At 73.2% G+C, this 14,500-nt stretch carries 15 protein-coding genes; 10 read left to right on the top strand and 5 right to left on the bottom strand.

Going from position 1 to position 14,500, the window contains the following annotated elements; genetic code table 11:
- Positions 1-145: 145 nt before the first annotated feature.
- Positions 146-613 carry a cysteine dioxygenase gene (locus ACZ7GX_RS09730; RefSeq protein WP_498774773.1) on the top strand — a complete coding sequence of 156 codons (468 nt, stop codon included), beginning with the start codon at positions 146-148 and terminating at the stop codon, positions 611-613.
- Here ACZ7GX_RS09730 and ACZ7GX_RS09725 read toward each other — a convergent pair.
- Complete coding sequence (locus ACZ7GX_RS09725) at positions 597-1,244, bottom strand: pyridoxamine 5'-phosphate oxidase family protein (RefSeq protein WP_498774771.1); 648 nt, start codon at positions 1,242-1,244, stop codon at positions 597-599. The genes ACZ7GX_RS09730 and ACZ7GX_RS09725 overlap by 17 nt on opposite strands.
- A gap of 66 nt (positions 1,245-1,310) precedes the next feature.
- Here ACZ7GX_RS09725 and pdxR point away from each other — a divergent pair, with 66 nt between their 5' ends.
- Together pdxR and ACZ7GX_RS09715 are read left to right on the top strand one after the other, a co-directional pair.
- A complete protein-coding gene (pdxR, locus tag ACZ7GX_RS09720; RefSeq protein ID WP_498774769.1) occupies positions 1,311-2,702 on the top strand; it encodes a MocR-like pyridoxine biosynthesis transcription factor PdxR in 1,392 nt (463 codons plus the stop codon).
- Positions 2,703-2,808: 106 nt separating this feature from the next.
- Positions 2,809-3,876: a D-alanine--D-alanine ligase family protein gene (locus ACZ7GX_RS09715; protein ID WP_498774767.1), complete on the top strand. Its 1,068-nt coding sequence runs from the start codon at positions 2,809-2,811 to the stop codon at positions 3,874-3,876.
- 6 nt (positions 3,877-3,882) lie between these two features.
- Here the strand turns inward: ACZ7GX_RS09715 and ACZ7GX_RS09710 are convergent, their stop codons facing one another.
- Together ACZ7GX_RS09710 and ACZ7GX_RS09705 are read right to left on the bottom strand one after the other, a co-directional pair.
- Positions 3,883-4,443, bottom strand: a complete 561-nt coding sequence (locus tag ACZ7GX_RS09710; RefSeq protein WP_498774765.1) for a DUF3515 domain-containing protein — start codon at positions 4,441-4,443, stop codon at positions 3,883-3,885.
- Positions 4,444-4,463: 20 nt separating this feature from the next.
- Entirely contained in the window at positions 4,464-4,697 is a 234-nt protein-coding gene (locus ACZ7GX_RS09705; protein WP_015104517.1) for an Lrp/AsnC family transcriptional regulator, read from the bottom strand.
- Between the two features lie 97 nt (positions 4,698-4,794).
- Here ACZ7GX_RS09705 and ACZ7GX_RS09700 point away from each other — a divergent pair, with 97 nt between their 5' ends.
- Genes ACZ7GX_RS09700 through ACZ7GX_RS09685 form a run of 4 tightly spaced genes read left to right on the top strand, consistent with a single transcriptional unit; the run spans position 4,795 to position 7,472 of the window.
- The gene (locus ACZ7GX_RS09700; RefSeq protein ID WP_498774763.1) at positions 4,795-5,760 is read left to right on the top strand and encodes a thiamine-phosphate kinase; all 966 of its coding nucleotides are present in this window, start codon (positions 4,795-4,797) and stop codon (positions 5,758-5,760) included.
- Between the two features lie 14 nt (positions 5,761-5,774).
- Entirely contained in the window at positions 5,775-6,245 is a 471-nt protein-coding gene (locus ACZ7GX_RS09695) for a GNAT family N-acetyltransferase (RefSeq protein WP_498774761.1), read from the top strand.
- A 16-nt stretch (positions 6,246-6,261) separates the two neighbouring features.
- Positions 6,262-6,783 (top strand): gamma carbonic anhydrase family protein, encoded by a 522-nt coding sequence (locus ACZ7GX_RS09690; protein ID WP_230567739.1) that lies wholly within the window; start codon positions 6,262-6,264, stop codon positions 6,781-6,783.
- A 14-nt stretch (positions 6,784-6,797) separates the two neighbouring features.
- Positions 6,798-7,472 carry a uracil-DNA glycosylase gene (locus ACZ7GX_RS09685; RefSeq protein WP_498774758.1) on the top strand — a complete coding sequence of 225 codons (675 nt, stop codon included), beginning with the start codon at positions 6,798-6,800 and terminating at the stop codon, positions 7,470-7,472.
- 179 nt (positions 7,473-7,651) lie between these two features.
- Here the strand turns inward: ACZ7GX_RS09685 and rpmB are convergent, their stop codons facing one another.
- Positions 7,652-7,843 (bottom strand): 50S ribosomal protein L28, encoded by a 192-nt coding sequence (rpmB, locus tag ACZ7GX_RS09680; RefSeq protein ID WP_033437952.1) that lies wholly within the window; start codon positions 7,841-7,843, stop codon positions 7,652-7,654.
- Between the two features lie 145 nt (positions 7,844-7,988).
- Here rpmB and ACZ7GX_RS09675 point away from each other — a divergent pair, with 145 nt between their 5' ends.
- The 3 genes from ACZ7GX_RS09675 to ACZ7GX_RS09665 all read left to right on the top strand — a co-directional run bounded on the left by ACZ7GX_RS09675 (position 7,989) and on the right by ACZ7GX_RS09665 (position 12,846).
- Positions 7,989-9,581 (top strand): DAK2 domain-containing protein, encoded by a 1,593-nt coding sequence (locus ACZ7GX_RS09675; RefSeq protein WP_498774756.1) that lies wholly within the window; start codon positions 7,989-7,991, stop codon positions 9,579-9,581.
- A gap of 14 nt (positions 9,582-9,595) precedes the next feature.
- Positions 9,596-11,815 (top strand): ATP-dependent DNA helicase RecG, encoded by a 2,220-nt coding sequence (gene recG, locus ACZ7GX_RS09670; protein WP_498774754.1) that lies wholly within the window; start codon positions 9,596-9,598, stop codon positions 11,813-11,815.
- 221 nt (positions 11,816-12,036) lie between these two features.
- A complete protein-coding gene (locus tag ACZ7GX_RS09665) occupies positions 12,037-12,846 on the top strand; it encodes an SCO4651 family lipoprotein (protein WP_498774752.1) in 810 nt (269 codons plus the stop codon).
- Positions 12,847-12,906: 60 nt separating this feature from the next.
- Here ACZ7GX_RS09665 and ACZ7GX_RS09660 read toward each other — a convergent pair whose 3' ends face one another.
- Positions 12,907-14,280: a hypothetical protein gene (locus ACZ7GX_RS09660; RefSeq protein WP_498774750.1), complete on the bottom strand. Its 1,374-nt coding sequence runs from the start codon at positions 14,278-14,280 to the stop codon at positions 12,907-12,909.
- Positions 14,281-14,500 lie beyond the last annotated feature (220 nt).

Here is a 14,500-nt window from a genome sequence, read left to right as displayed (position 1 = left end):
CCATGTCTTTTCGCGCCATGACCGACGGGCGGGGTCACATCGACCTCCGCCTGGTCGCCAGCGCGCTCTGTCCTTCCCGGTGATCGTCTCGCGTCCCGCGGGCCCGTGAGGCCCGCACACGTCACCGAGTGCCGAGAAGGACATCATGTTCGCCGTTCCGGAGAACACCATCGCCCTGCCCCAGTCGCACGCCGCGCTGCACCCCGTGCGGATCGCGCTCGACACGGCGGCACGGCGCGAGCGCTGGGCCCACCTGCTCCGCTACGACCCCGAGACCCGCTTCGCCGCGCTGGTCGACCGCACCGACGAGCAGGAGGTGTGGCTGATGAGCTGGTTGCCCGGCCAGCACGCCGACCTGCACGACCACGGCGTCACCAGCGGCGCGTTCACCGTGGTCAGCGGCTCGTTGACGGAGGTGGTCACGCCGGGCCCGGCCCAGGTGCTGCACCACCTCGTGGCGGGCCAGTCGCGGGTGTTCGGGCCGGGGTACGCGCACCAGGTGCGCAACGACGGCGTCGACCCCGCCGTCACGATCCACGTGTTCCGCGACGGCGGGCGCACCGTGCGGCCCGTGCGGTTCGACCCGGTCTCGGGGACTACGTCCGCGCGGTGACGTGCGGCGGGACGTCCCAGTCGCCGACCAGCGCCGGGTCCGGCTCGGGCTCGCCCCACGCGGTGCGCAGCGGCAGCACGCCCGCCCAGCGCGCGTTGGCGGCGACGTCCTCGTCCTCGTCGCCGGGCGGGCCGCTGCGGATCTTCACCGACGCCTCGGTCAGGTCGAGCGACAGCACGGAGGTCGCGGCCAGCTCCTTCGGCGTCGGCGGGCGGGCGTAGTCCCACGAGCCGGGCGCGATGTGCTCGGTGAGCACGCGCAGGGCGTGCAGCTTGGCGTCCGGGTCGGTGACGGGGACGGCGGTGCCGTGGACGACGGCGGCGCGGTAGTTCATCGAGTGGTCGAACACCGAGCGGGCGTAGACCACGCCGTCCAGGATCGTGACGGCGACGCACACGGGCACGCCCGTCGAGGCCTCGCGGAGGCTGCGCGCGCCGGTCGAGCCGTGCAGGTAGAGGGTGTCGCCGTCGCGGCCGTAGCCGGTGGGCAGCACGAGCGGCGCGTCGTCCACGACGACGGCCAGGTGGCAGACGAGGGCGGCGTCGAGGACGGCGTGCAGCGCCTCGCGTTCGGTGACGGCGCGGTTGCGCCCGCGCTTGATGGTGCTGCGGTCCGTCGGTGACAACGTCATGGGAGGAGCTTGTCGGGTAAAGTGGCCCTCTTCAAGTGCCAATCTCGGCGTTTCGAGGAGGCCACTATGGCGGAGACGGCGTTGGCGGTGGTGCTGGACCGCGAGTCGGCCGAACCGCTGGCGGTGCAGCTCGCGGACGCCCTGCGCGCGGCGGCGGGCGACGGGCGGCTGCGCAGCGGTGACCGGCTGCCCTCGACCCGGGCGTTGGCCGAGCGGCTCGGCGTGAGCCGGACCGTGACAGCGGCAGCATACGAGCAGCTGCACGCCGAGGGTTGGATCGCCGGACGGCACGGGTCGGGCACCTACGTGACGACCACGCCGCCGGGCGCGTTGAAGGCGCGGGCCCGGCGGGTGGCGGCGCCCGCCGCGCCGGTGGACGTGGTGGACCTCGCGCCCGGCGCGCCGTGGGCCGAGGGGTTGGACCGGGCGGCCTGGCGGCGGGCGTGGCGGGCGGCGGCGGACGTGCAGCCGTTGTTCCGGCCGGCGCGGGGCGGGTTGCCGGAGTACCGGGCGGTGGTGGCGGAGCACCTGTTGCGGCACCGGGGGTTGGCGGTGCGCGGCGGGTTGCGGGAGGAGCTGGTGCTGGCGACCGGCGGGACCACGGCGGCGTTGGTGGAGCTGGGGTCGGCCGTGCTGCGGCCGGGCGACGTGGTGGCGGTGGAGGAGCCGGGGTACCAGCGGGCGGTGTGGGCGTTGCGGTCGGCCGGGGTGAAGGTCGTGCAGGCGCCCGTGGACGCCGAGGGGTTGTTGGTGGAGGCCGTGCCGCCGGGTGTCCGCGGCGTCTACTGCTCGCCCGCGCACCAGTACCCGATGGGCGGGCGGATGTCGGCGGCGCGGCGGGTGGCGCTGGTGGAGCGGGCGCGGGCGGAGGGGTGGCTGGTCGTCGAGGACGACTACGACGGCGAGCTGCGCTACGACGTCGCGCCGTTGCCGTTGCTGGCGGCGTTGGCGCCGGACGTGGTGGTGCACCTGGGCACGACGAGCAAGATCCTCACGCCGACGCTGGGCGCGGGGTGGATGGTGGCGCCCGAGCCGATCGCGGCGGAGGTGATGGCGCACCGCGACCGGACCGGCACCAGCCCGTCCGCGGCGGGGCAGCGGGTCTTGGTCGAGCTGGCGCGCAACGGCGACCTGGGGCGGCACCTCCGCAAGCTCCGGCGTGAGCTGTCCGAACGGCGTGCGCTGCTGTCGGCGGCGTTCGCCGAGGCCGGGATCCCCGTGCTGGGCGACGACGCGGGCGCGCACATCGTCGTGCCGCTGCCGTCGGCCCAGGCGGAGCGGGACGTGCTGGCCGAGGCGCACGACCGCGGCCTGCGCCTGGACGGCCTCGGCCGCCACCACGCCGGCCGGTCGAAGGTGCACGGCGCCGCGATCGGCTACAGCGCCTGCTCGCGCGACCAGCTGACCGCGGCGATCCCCGACCTGCTCCGCATCCTCGCCACCCACACCCCGTCCTGAACGCCGAACGTTCAGGTACCGCGTGTCGAGCGTTCGAGACCCCGAGTTCTGCGCTCGGGTGTCCGGTGCGGGTGGCGGGTTACGCCATCCGGGTAGGGTCCGAGCCATGACACAGCGCAAGACCAAGGTCGCCGTGGTGTTCGGCGGGCGCAGCAGCGAGCACATGGTCTCCTGCCTGTCCGCCGGCAGTGTCCTGCCGCACCTGGACCGGGACAGGTTCGACGTCGTGCCCGTCGGCATCACCGAAACGGGCGCGTGGGTGATCGGCGCCGACGACACCAAGGCGCTCGAAGTGCGCGACCGGCAGCTGCCCACCGTCAACGCGCTGGTCCCCGTGTCCGGCAGCGAACTCGTGCCCGTGGCGCCCAACGACGTGCTGGCCGACGTGGAGGTCGTGTTCCCCGTCCTGCACGGCGCGTGGGGCGAGGACGGCACCATCCAGGGCCTGCTGGAACTGGCCGACATCCCGTACGTGGGACCGGGTGTGCTGGCCAGCGCGGTCGCCATGGACAAGGAGTTCACCAAGCGCCTGCTCAAGGGCGCGGGCCTGCCGGTCGGCGAGTTCGCCGTGCTGCGCCGCGAGCAGGAGACCCTGGCCGAGCCGGACCGGGAGCGGTTGGGGCTGCCCGTCTTCGTCAAGCCCGCGCGCGCCGGGTCGTCCGTCGGCATCTCGAAGGTCGTCGACTGGGCCCACCTGGACAGCGCGATCGCGTTGGCGCGCAAGACCGACCCGAAGGTGATCATCGAGGCCGCCGTCTCCGGCCGCGAGGTCGAGTGCGGCGTGCTGGAGTTCCCGGACGGCCGGGTCGAGGCGTCGCTGCCCGCCGAGCTGCGCATCGTCGGCGGCGCGGTCGACTGGTACGACTTCGACGCCAAGTACCTCGACGACGTGTGCGAGTTCGACATCCCCGCCAAGCTGGACGAGCACGTCACCCGCGACCTGCGCGAGATGGCCGTCGCCGCGTTCCGCGCGCTGGACTGCCAGGGCCTGGCCCGGGTCGACTTCTTCGTCACCGACTACGACGAGCTCGTGGTCAACGAGGTCAACACCATGCCCGGCTTCACGCCGATCTCGATGTACCCGCGGATGTGGGCCGAGACGGGCGTGGACTACCCGGCGCTGCTGACCACGCTGGTCGAGACCGCGATCGCCCGCGGCACGGGCCTGCGCTAGGCCGCGCTAGCCCCTGGTGTCCACGGGGCCCTTGGCGAGGGTGTCCCGGATCGTGGTCGAGACGTCCTGCAGGGGCCCCGTGCCCGCGTCCGACGGCACGGTCAGCGCCACGTACACGGGCCGGTCCACCACGTACCAGGTGGCCGAACCGCCCTCGGGCACCTCGAGCCACTGCACGTCCGAGATCAGCCGCAGCGCGGAGGTCGGGGTGAGGTCACCGGGGCGGTCCAGCCCGCACCGCAGCACGACGGGCTCGTGGTGCGCGTCACCCCACGCCACCGCGCCGGCCGGTGCGGGCGCGGCCAGTTCGCGGCGGGGCAGCGTGACGCCGCTGGACACCAGCTGCGCGGGCAGCGCACCCAGCAGCGCCTTGCACTCGTCCGACCCGGCCTCCGGCGCGGGCACCGGCACGAGCGCGACGGGCCCGGTGTGGACGGGGGGCGGGTCCGCGGAGTCGTCGCCGAGGAAGAGACCCGCCGCCGCGACGCCCGCCACGAGCAGCGCCGTCAGCCCGAGGACGACGACGAGCACCGGTCGGGGGAGCGGGGGAGCGGGTTCCTGTGCCACCCGGCTATGACAGCACGGACCTACAGGTGGACCACCGGACAGGTCAGCGTCCGGGTGATGCCCTCCACGTTCTGGATGCGGGCGACCACCAGTTGCCCCAACTGGTCGACGGTGTCGGCCTCGGCGCGGACGATGACGTCGTACGGGCCGGTGACGTCTTCCGCGGTGGCCACACCGGGGATGCCGGAGATCTCCGCCGCAACGGCGGCTGCCTTCCCGACCTCGGTCTGGATGAGGATGTATGCGTGCACCACGGCGTGCCCCTTCGTCGCGACAGGTTAGGTCGGGGTAGGAACGTGCACAGCAACGTACCCCAGTTGGGGTTCCGAATGCTCAGAACGGGAGGCAATCTTGCGTCCGGAGCCGCCGCGCAACGCGGACACGGTCGCTGAGGTGGGTGAGTTCGGTCTCATCCGCCGGGTGACGGCAGGTCGGACGCAGCCGCCCACCACGCTGCTCGGGCCGGGTGACGACGCGGCTGTGGTCGCGGCGCCCGACGGCCGCGTGGTGGTGTCCACCGACGTGCTGGTCGAAGGTGTCCACTTCAGACTCGACTGGTCGTCTCCCGAGCAGGTGGGGCGCAAGGCGGCGGCCGTGAACCTGGCCGACGTGGTGGCCATGGGCGCGATGCCGACGGCCCTGCTGATCGGCCTCGCGTGCCCGGCCGACACGCCGTCCTCCGTGGTGGAGGGGATCACCGCCGGGCTGTGGCAGGAGGCGACCGTCGCGGGCGCCGGAGTGGTGGGCGGCGACATGGTGTCGTCCGCGACACTGGTGATCTCCGTTACCGCGATGGGTGACATGGGCGGGTTGGAGCCCGTCACCCGTTCAGGCGCACAAGTGGGTGATGTCGTCGCGGTCTGCGGACGGCTCGGCTGGGCGGCGGGCGGGTTGGCCGTGCTGCAGCGCGGGTTCCGGTCGCCGGTCGCGGTCGTCGGCGCGCAGCGGAACCCCGAACCCCCTTACGAGGCCGGGCCCCAGGCCGCCGCGGCGGGCGCCACGGCGATGATCGACGTGTCGGACGGCCTGCTGGCCGACCTGGGGCACATCGCGGACGAGTCGGGCATCGGCATCGACATCCGCACGGAACTGCTGGAGGTCCACCCGCGGCTGATCGACGTCGCGGCGGCGCTCGGGGCGGACGCGCGGCACTGGGCGCTGACCGGTGGCGAGGATCACGCGCTGGCGGCGACGTTCCCCGAACCGGGGGCCGTTCCCGAGGGCTGGCGCACGATCGGCACGGTCCGGCACGGCAGCGGCGTGACCGTCGACGGGCGCGCGTACGAGAAACCCCCTGGCTGGGAGCACTGGCGCTAGGTAGCCTCACGTTTGTGGAACTATGCACGCTCGCGTATGACCATCCAGACTCGGTCAAGCTGATCGCCGACCTCCAGCAGGTCTACGTGGACCGCTACGGCGAGGGCGACGTCACGCCGGTCGACCCGGCCGAGTTCGCCGCGCCGCTGGGGCACTTCGTGGTCGGGTACCTCGACGGCGTGCCGGTGGCGTGCGGCGGGTGGCGGGCGCACGACGTGGCCAAGCACTCGTTGCGCCCCGGCGACGCCGAGATCAAGCGCATGTACGTGGGCGAAGCGCTGCGCGGGCGCGGACTGGCGCGGATCGTGCTGACGTCGCTGGAGACGGCGGCCCGGGCGGTCGGGCGCAGGCGCATGGTGCTGGAGACCGGGTTGCGCCAGCCCGAGGCGATCGGGCTGTACCAGGCCAATGGATACGCGCGCATCGACAACTTCGGCGTCTACCGGGATGATCCCGAAAGCCTTTGCTTCGCGAAGGATCTCTGAGGGCCGGGAGGACCGCATGGCGATCTACGCGTTGGGTGACTTCGAGCCGGTGATCCACCCGGACGCCTACGTGCACCCCGACGCGACGGTGATCGGCGACGTGCGGATCGGCGCGCACGCGTCGGTGTGGCCGCAGGCCGTGCTGCGCGGCGACTACGGGCGCATCGAGGTCGGCGCGCGGACGTCGATCCAGGACGGCACGGTCGTGCACTGCACCGAGGTCCACCCGACGCTGATCGGCGCGGAGTGCGTCGTCGGGCACAACGTGCACATCGAGGGCGCGACCATCGCCGACCGGTGCCTGATCGCCTCGGGGTCGGTGGTGCTCAACGGGTCCGTGGTGGAGACCGGCGCGATCGTCGGCGCGGGCGCGGTGGTGTCGTTCGAGGGCCACGTGCCCGCCCGGTCGATGGCGCTCGGCGTGCCCGCCCGCGTGCGCGAGGGGTACGTCGTGCCGGACGGCGCCTGGCAGTTCGCCGTGGACAAGTACGTGAACAACATCTTGCTGTACCGCAAGGAACTGCGACGCCTGGACTGAGGTAGGGTCCCGCCGTGGCACGTCCGCTTGAGGAGATCATGGAAGCCGGCTGGGCCGCGGCACTCGCGCCCGTGGCCGATCGCATCGCCGCGATGGGCGAGTTCCTGCGGGCGGAGGTGGCCGCGGGGCGGACATACCTGCCCGCCGGGGAGAACGTCCTGCGGGCGTTCCAGCAGCCGTTCCACTCCGTCCGGGTGCTGATCGTCGGCCAGGACCCGTACCCGACGCCGGGGCACGCGGTCGGGCTGAGCTTCTCGGTGTCGCCGGAGACCCGGCCCATCCCGAAGAGCCTGATCAACATCTACACCGAGTACGTGGCCGACCTGGGCCACCCCAAGCCCGCCAACGGCGACCTGACCCCGTGGACCGAGCGCGGCGTGCTGCTGCTCAACCGGGCGCTGACGGTGCAGCCGGGCAAGTCCAACTCCCACCGCAACAAGGGCTGGGAGCCGGTGACCGAGCAGGCGATCAAGGCGCTGGCCGAGCGGGACGCGCCGCTGGTCGCGATCCTGTGGGGCAGCCAGGCGCGCGCCCTCAAGCCGCTGCTGGGCGCCGACCGCTGCGTGGAGTCGGTCCACCCGAGCCCGCTGTCCGCGGCGGGCGGCTTCTTCGGCTCGCGGCCGTTCAGCAAGGCCAACGAGCTGCTGGTGAAGCAGGGCGCCGAGCCGATCGACTGGAAGCTGCCCTAGCCCGCCGACGGGTTTCCGCCACGGCCGGTGACGCCGGCCGTGGACGGGTCGCCGACTGGAGCGCGGACGTCTCCCGCACGTGCTCGGTGGCCCCAAGCCCGCGAAGAACGGCCCCCAGACGCCGAAAGGCCCCCGGAACGTGGTTCCGGGGGCCTTTCGCCAAGCTCAGGCGCGGGTCATCAGCCGCGCACCACCTTGCCCGCCTTCAGGCACGAGGTGCACACGTTCAGCCGCTGCCGCGTCGAAGAGGAAACCTTCGCGCGCACGGTCTGAATGTTCGGGTTCCACCGGCGGTTCGTCTTCCGGTGGGAGTGCGAGACAGAATGGCCGAAGCCCGGCCCCTTGCCACAGACGTCGCACACGGCAGCCACGTCAGCCACTCCTTAAGGTTCCTGATCGATACTCACGCCCCGGCGGGCGCGCAAGCGTGCACAAGCCTCAGCCGGGCATGGCAACCCAGACAGGGTAGCCGGTGGCGCGTTCTGCCACCAAACCGGGTCGAATACCCTCGCCGGCATGCAGGCTCTCGATGCGGTCGCGGTGCGCCAGTGGGCGGACGCCTGCGTTCGGTCCCTGGACGCCCACCGGGAGGACATCGATCGCATCAACGTGTTCCCCGTGCCGGACGGCGACACCGGGACCAACCTGCTCCAGACGATGCGCTCGGCGTTGGACGCGCTGCTCAGGACACCCGTCGACACGGTCGGCGCGGCGTTGGGCGCGCTCGCGCGGGGTGCGCTGGCCGGTGCGCGGGGCAACTCCGGGGTGATCCTGTCGCAGGTGCTGCGCGGCCTGGCGGAGGCCGCTCAAGGCGCCTCCACGGCGTCCGGAGCGTCGTTGCGGCGGGCGTTGTGGCGGGCCGACGAACTGGCCACCGCCGCGGTCTCGGAGCCGGTCGCGGGCACCGTGCTCTCCGTGCTGCACGCGGCGGCCGAGGCGGCCCGCGACTGCGCGTCCGACGACCTGGACGAGGTGGTCACGGTCGCGGCGAAGGCGGGCGCCGAGGCGTTGGCCGACACACCGCGCCAGCTGACCGCGCTGGCCCGGGCCGGTGTGGTCGACGCGGGCGGGCGGGGGTTGGTCGTGCTGCTGGACACGTTGGCGGCGGTGATCACCGGGCGGGTCGTCGAGGACGTGCCGGTCGTCGCCACGGTGCCGCGCGAGCCGCTGACCACCGCTCGGGAGGCCGGGTCGGCGGAGTTCGAGTACGAGGTCATGTACCTGCTGGACGGCTCGCCGGACGTGGAGGCGCTGAAGGCCGAGCTGACGGCCATCGGCGACTGCGTGTCCGTGGTCGGCGACGGCGACGCGCTGTGGACCGTGCACGTGCACTGCAACGACATCGGCGCGGCGGTGGAGGCGGGCATCCGGGCCGGCCGGCCGCACCGGATCACGGTGGCGCGCTTCGCCGACCAGATCGCCGCCCAGGCCCCGCGGTTCGTGCGCGACCGGGCGATCGTCGTGCTGGTCGAGGGCGAGGGCGCGGCGGAGCTGTTCCGGTCCGAGGGCGCGGTGGTGTTCGAGCCCGGTGACGAGGTGACGGCGGCCGACCTGCTGGCCGTGGTGGTGGGCACGCGGGCGCGGCAGGTGACCGTGCTGCCCGGCGACCCGACGTGGCGCGAACCGCTGGACGAGGCCGTCACGCAGGCCGTCGCCGCAGGTCAGGACGTCGTGGTCGTGCCGACGTTCTCGCCGGTGCAGGCGTTGGCGGCGCTGGCCGTGCACTCGCCGTCCCGGCGCGCCGGTGACGACGTGGTCGCCATGGCCGAGGCGGCGGCGGCCACCCGGCGCGGCGAGGTCGCGGTGTCCGACCGGGAGGCGATCACCTGGGTCGGCCGGTGCCGTCCCGGCGACCTGCTCGGCATGGTGGACGGCGAGGTCGTGCTGATCGAGCCCGACCCGGCCGGCGTGGGCGCGCTGGCGTGCCGGCTGGTCGACCGGATGCTCGCCAGCGGCGGCGAGCTGGTCACCGTGCTGTGGGGACGGGCCGCCCCGGACGGCGTCGAGCGGGTGCTGGAAGATCACCTGCGCGTCGCCCACCCGGAGGTCGAGCTCGCCGCGTACCCGGGCGGGCAGCGCGACGCGCTGCTGACTGTCGGTGTCGAGTAGTTGAATAGGCCGGGATGACGACCTTCGACGAGAAGCTGGTGTCGGTGCTCGGCAAGAAGAGCGCCGACGCGCTGGAGGCAGGGCTCGGCCTGACCACCGTCGGCGAGCTGCTGCGCCACTACCCGCGCCGGTACGACGAGCGCGGCAAGCTGACCGAGATCGCCGGGCTGGAGCTGGGCGAGCACGTCACCGTGCAGGCGCGGGTCAAGAGCGCGCGGCAGCGGCGGATGAAGTCGCGCAGCGGCGAGCTGCTGGAGGCCGTGATCACCGACGGCACCAGCGACCTGCACCTGGTGTTCTTCGGGCGCGGCTCGCGCAAGGTCGAGCGGGAGCTGCTGCCGGGGCGCGAGGCGATGTTCGCGGGCAAGGTCGGCATGTTCAACGGCAAGCTCCAGCTCGCGCACCCTGACTACCAGGTGCTCGACGGCGAGGGCGTGGCGGCGGCGGACTTCGCCGGGGCGATGATCCCGGTCTACCCGGCGGCGCAGGGCATCCAGTCGTGGAACGTCTCCAACTGCGTCGAGCAGGTCCTCGCGGTGTGGGACGGGGTGGCGGACGACCCGCTGCCGGAGTCGTTGCGGGCCGAGCGCGGGCTGATCGGGCTGGAGAAGGCGCTGCGCGACATCCACCGGCCGGACGGCTGGGCCGCGATCACCGTCGCGCAGCAGCGGTTGAAGTGGGACGAGGCGCTGGCGGTCCAGCTGACGCTGGCGCAGCGCCGCCGTTCGGCGACGGCCCGTCCCGCGCCCGCGTGCCCGCCCCGGGACGGCCTGGTGCGCGACGCGTTCGAGGCGCGGCTGCCGTTCGAGCTGACGGCGGGGCAGCGCGAGGTCGGCGAGCAGATCGTCCGGGACCTGTCCGGCGAGCACCCGATGAACCGGCTGCTGCAAGGAGAGGTCGGCTCGGGCAAGACGATAGTGGCGCTGCGGGCGATGTTGCAGGTCGTCGACGCCGGGCGGCAGGCGGCGATGCTCGCGCCGACCGAGGTGCTCGCGGCCCAGCACGCGCGGTCGTTGCGCGAGTTGCTCGGCGACCTCGGGCAGGCCGGTGAGCTGGGCGGGGCCGAGCACGCGACGCGGGTGACGCTGCTGACCGGGTCGATGGCGACGGCGGCGCGGAAGCGGGCGTTGCTGGAGATCGTGTCCGGCGAGGCCGGGATCGTGGTCGGCACGCACGCGTTGATCCAGGACAAGGTCGAGTTCGCGGACCTGGGGCTGGTCGTGGTGGACGAGCAGCACCGGTTCGGCGTGGAGCAGCGGGCCGCGCTGAGCGGGCGCGCGGGCGGGTCGACGCCGCACGTGCTGGTGATGACGGCCACGCCGATCCCGCGCACGGTGGCGATGACGGTGTACGGCGACCTGGAGGTGTCCGCGCTGCGCGAGCTGCCGCAGGGGCGTTCGCCGATCAGCACGTCCGTGGTGCCCGTGGCCCAGAAGCCGGGCTGGCTGGACCGGGCCTGGCAGCGGATCCACGAGGAGGTCGGCAAGGGCCACCAGGTGTACGTGGTGTGCCCGCGCATCGGCGACGGCGAAGCGGAGGACGACGGGGAGGTCCCCCCGAAAGAAGGGCCGGGCAAGGAGTCCGCCAAGGGCTCGCCGAAGGACGACGGCTCCGACCGCCGGCCGCCGCTCGCGGTGGTGGACGTGGCGAACAAGCTGGCCGAGGGGCCGTTGCGCGGGCTGCGGATCGACATCCTGCACGGCCGGATGGCACCGGAGGACAAGGACGCCGTGATGCGGGCGTTCGCGGCGAACGAGGTGCAGGTGCTCGTCGCCACGACCGTGGTCGAGGTCGGCGTGAACGTGCCCAACGCCACCGTCATGGTGATCATGGACGCGGACCGGTTCGGGGTCAGCCAGCTGCACCAGCTGCGCGGACGGGTCGGGCGGGGCAGCGCGCCGGGGCTGTGCCTGCTGGTCACCGAGATGCCCGACGGCACGTCGACGATGGAGCGGCTGCGGGCGGTGGAGTCCACTTTGGATGGTTTCGAGCTGGCGCAGCTCGACCTGGAGCTGCGGCGCGAGGGCGACATCCTCGGCGCGGCGCAGTCCGGGAAGCGGTCGGGGCTGAAGATGCTGTCGCTGCTGCGCGACGAGGACGTGATCGCCGAGGCCCGGGTGGTGGCGCAGGAGGTCGTGGAGGCGGACCCGGAGCTGACCGGGAACCCGGGGTTGGCCGGGCTCGTGGCGGGGTTGTTGGACGACGAGCGGGCGGAGTACCTGGAGAAGGCGTAGGCCGCTCGGTGGCCGGTGGCCGGTGGTCGGTGGGCCGGTGGGCTGGCCGGTGGCCGGGTGGCCGGGTGGCCGGGTGGGCTGGGCGGCCGGGGGTCGGTGGGCTGGGCGGTGGCGGGTGGCCCGGTGCCCGGGGGGCCGAGTCGGCTCGGGGTTCGGACGACTGGTCGGCCCGGTGCGGGTGCGTGGGGAAGGGCCGGCCGGCCTGTTGGTTACCCTGGCTTGTGCGCCGATTCCTGCTCGCCCTGGTTCCGTTGGTGCTCGTCGCCTGCACGGCGGCGCCCGCCGGTGACCAGGCCCCCACCACGTCCTCGCTGCCCAAGGGCGATCTGGCGGTCCTCGCCGAACGCATCGGGCAACGGCAGGCGGAGCTGGGCACGGCGACGTTCCACACCGAGAATTTCGCCTCGGACGGGCAGGCCACCGAGGTGCGCAACGTGGTGGACGGCACGCTGAGGCGCGACGGCGACGGCGTGACCGGCTCGATGACGATGGACGTGTCGACCGGCGGGCAGCCGAAGAAGATCGCGCTGGTGGTTGTGCGCGACGGCACGTACGTGCAGGTCGAGGGCGCGCCGATGCCCGCGGGCAAGAAGTGGGGCTTCTACCCGTCGGCGAGCGGTGGCGAGGTGTCCGCGTTGCTGCGCGGCTTCGGGCCGAGCGCGACGCCGGGCGCGGAGCTGGACTACGTGCAGCCGCGGGCGGCGTTGATCGTGGGCCGGTCCTCCGAGCAGGTGGACGGCGTGCCGACGACGCGGTTCGACCTGGTGGTCGACGCGTTGAAGATGGCGAAGGTCATCGAGGACCAGGACATCCAGCTGCAGCACACCCAGCTGGCCGAGTACGGGGTGACGATCTCGGCGTCGGTGTGGGTGGACGACACCAGCGCGCCGGTGCGGGCCGAGTACCGGTTCGAGCTGGACGGCAAGGTCGTGAAGCAGTCGACCACCCGGTTCCGCGGGTGGGGCGAGCCGGTCGAGATCACCGTGCCGGCGCCGGGTGAGGTCGTGCCGGCCGACCAGCTGCCCCAGTAGCCGGCTGCCCGGTAGCCGGCTGCCCGGTAACCAGCTGTCCCGGTGAGCGGGGGCGCGGACCTACTTGGACTGCCTGCCCTTGGGTACAGGCAGCTGGGTGGTCGGCTGCTCCGACGGGTCGACGTCCTTGGCCTTGGTGGCGGGCTTGCCGTCGGCCGGCTTGGGGTGGGGAGGCCTGGTGTCGGCCGGCTTGCTGTCGGCGGGCTTCGGGCCGGCGGGCTTGGCGGGCACGGGCTTGGGGGTCGCCGGTTTGGTCGGCGCGTCGCCGGCGTCGGCGGTGTTGGTCGCCTTGTCGGCGGCACGGTCGGCGGCCGCGTCGGCGGGTTGGTCGTCGGCCGCGGCTTCCTCGTCCAGCGGGGTGAGCGTGGCCACCGCCAGGGACACCGCTTCCTGCGCCGCGGCGAACTGCTCGCTCAACGCGCGGTGCACGCGGTGCAGCTCGGCCAGCTTCTCGTCGGCCGCCGTGGTGCGGCGGTCGGCGTGGGCGTCGGCCTCGGTGATGGTCTTCTTCGCGTGGGCGTCGGCTTCGGTGACCGTCTGCTCGGCGCGGGCGTCGGCTTCGGTGACCGTCTGCTCGGCGCGGGCGTCGGCTTCGGAGATGGTCTTCTCGGCGAGCGCGTTCGCCTCGGTGACGGTCTTCTCGGCGAGCGCGTTCGCCTCGCTCACCGCCTTCTCCGCCTTGGCCAGCGCCTCGGACTCCAGCTCGGCGACCTGCTTCTCGGTCTCCGCGCGCAGCGCCGCCGCCTCGGCCTGAGCGGCTTCGAGGAGCTTCGCGGCCTCGGCCTTGGCCTCGACCACGTGCACCTCGTGCTCCTTGCGGAGCTTGGTGCGCAGCTCGTCGTACTCCTTGTCGAGGTCGTCGTGGTAGCCCTTGTACTTCTGCTCCAGCTCGACCCGCTTCGCCTCGAGCTCGGCGGTCTTGGCCTCGAACTCCCCGGTGAGCTTCTCGCGGTCGGCGCGGGACTCCGCCATCAACGCCTCGTGCTCGGCGGTCAGCTTGGCCCGCAGCTCCTCGTGGGAGCGCTCCAGCTCGGCCCGGCGCTCGTCGAACTGCCGCTCCAGCTCGGTGGTCCGCTGCTGGTGGGCGGCCTCCAGCTGCCGCCGCCGGTCCTCCAGCTCGCCCATCGCGCGGTGGTGCGCCGCCTTGCCCTCGGCCGCCGCCCGCTCGGCCTCGGCGCGGGTGGCGTTGGCCTGGTCGAGCGCGGCCTTGCGGATGTCGGCGATCTCCTCCTCGGCCAACGTCATCATCACGCGCACGCGCTCGGTGACGTTGGACGCGCTGGAAGGGCTCGCGGCCAGCTTGCCCAGCTGGGACTTGACCTTGTCAAGCTCGGCGCGGGTGGAGTTGAGCAGTTTGCCCAGCTCCGCGACCTGGGCCGACGCCGCTTCCCGGGCCCGGTTCGAGTTCTTGAGGTCGAACTCGAGCCGCGTCACCCGTTCGTTCACCTGACGCTGGTTGTACCCGCGCAGTACGACGTCGAAATGGGTGCGGGCAGCAGGCTGCCCAGTCCCTTCAGCCCCGGCCATGGGCCAACCCTACCGAGAAGTCGCCGCCCGTAGTCACCCGATGCAGCGAACGCACCGTAACGAGTCGGTGATCCACCGTGCGGGGCGAACGCCGGTCGGCGGGCGGTGGGGTATGGGTCCCGCCGCG

The organism is Actinosynnema sp. NPDC037264, assembly GCF_055603705.1.
Note: the sequence above shows the minus strand (reverse complement) of the source record. Positions and strands in the feature narration are given on the sequence as shown.

Excerpts from the sequence above, each read along its gene's own strand:
- ACZ7GX_RS09690 (WP_230567739.1), top strand. The coding sequence starts at position 6,262 with ATGGCGATCTACGCGTTGGGTGACTTCGAGCCGGTGATCCACCCGGAC.
- ACZ7GX_RS09730 (WP_498774773.1), top strand. The coding sequence starts at position 146 with ATGTTCGCCGTTCCGGAGAACACCATCGCCCTGCCCCAGTCGCACGCC.
- pdxR (WP_498774769.1), top strand. The coding sequence starts at position 1,311 with ATGGCGGAGACGGCGTTGGCGGTGGTGCTGGACCGCGAGTCGGCCGAA.
- recG (WP_498774754.1), top strand. The coding sequence starts at position 9,596 with ATGACGACCTTCGACGAGAAGCTGGTGTCGGTGCTCGGCAAGAAGAGC.
- ACZ7GX_RS09675 (WP_498774756.1), top strand. The coding sequence starts at position 7,989 with ATGCAGGCTCTCGATGCGGTCGCGGTGCGCCAGTGGGCGGACGCCTGC.
- ACZ7GX_RS09715 (WP_498774767.1), top strand. The coding sequence starts at position 2,809 with ATGACACAGCGCAAGACCAAGGTCGCCGTGGTGTTCGGCGGGCGCAGC.
- ACZ7GX_RS09725 (WP_498774771.1), bottom strand. The coding sequence starts at position 1,244 with ATGACGTTGTCACCGACGGACCGCAGCACCATCAAGCGCGGGCGCAAC.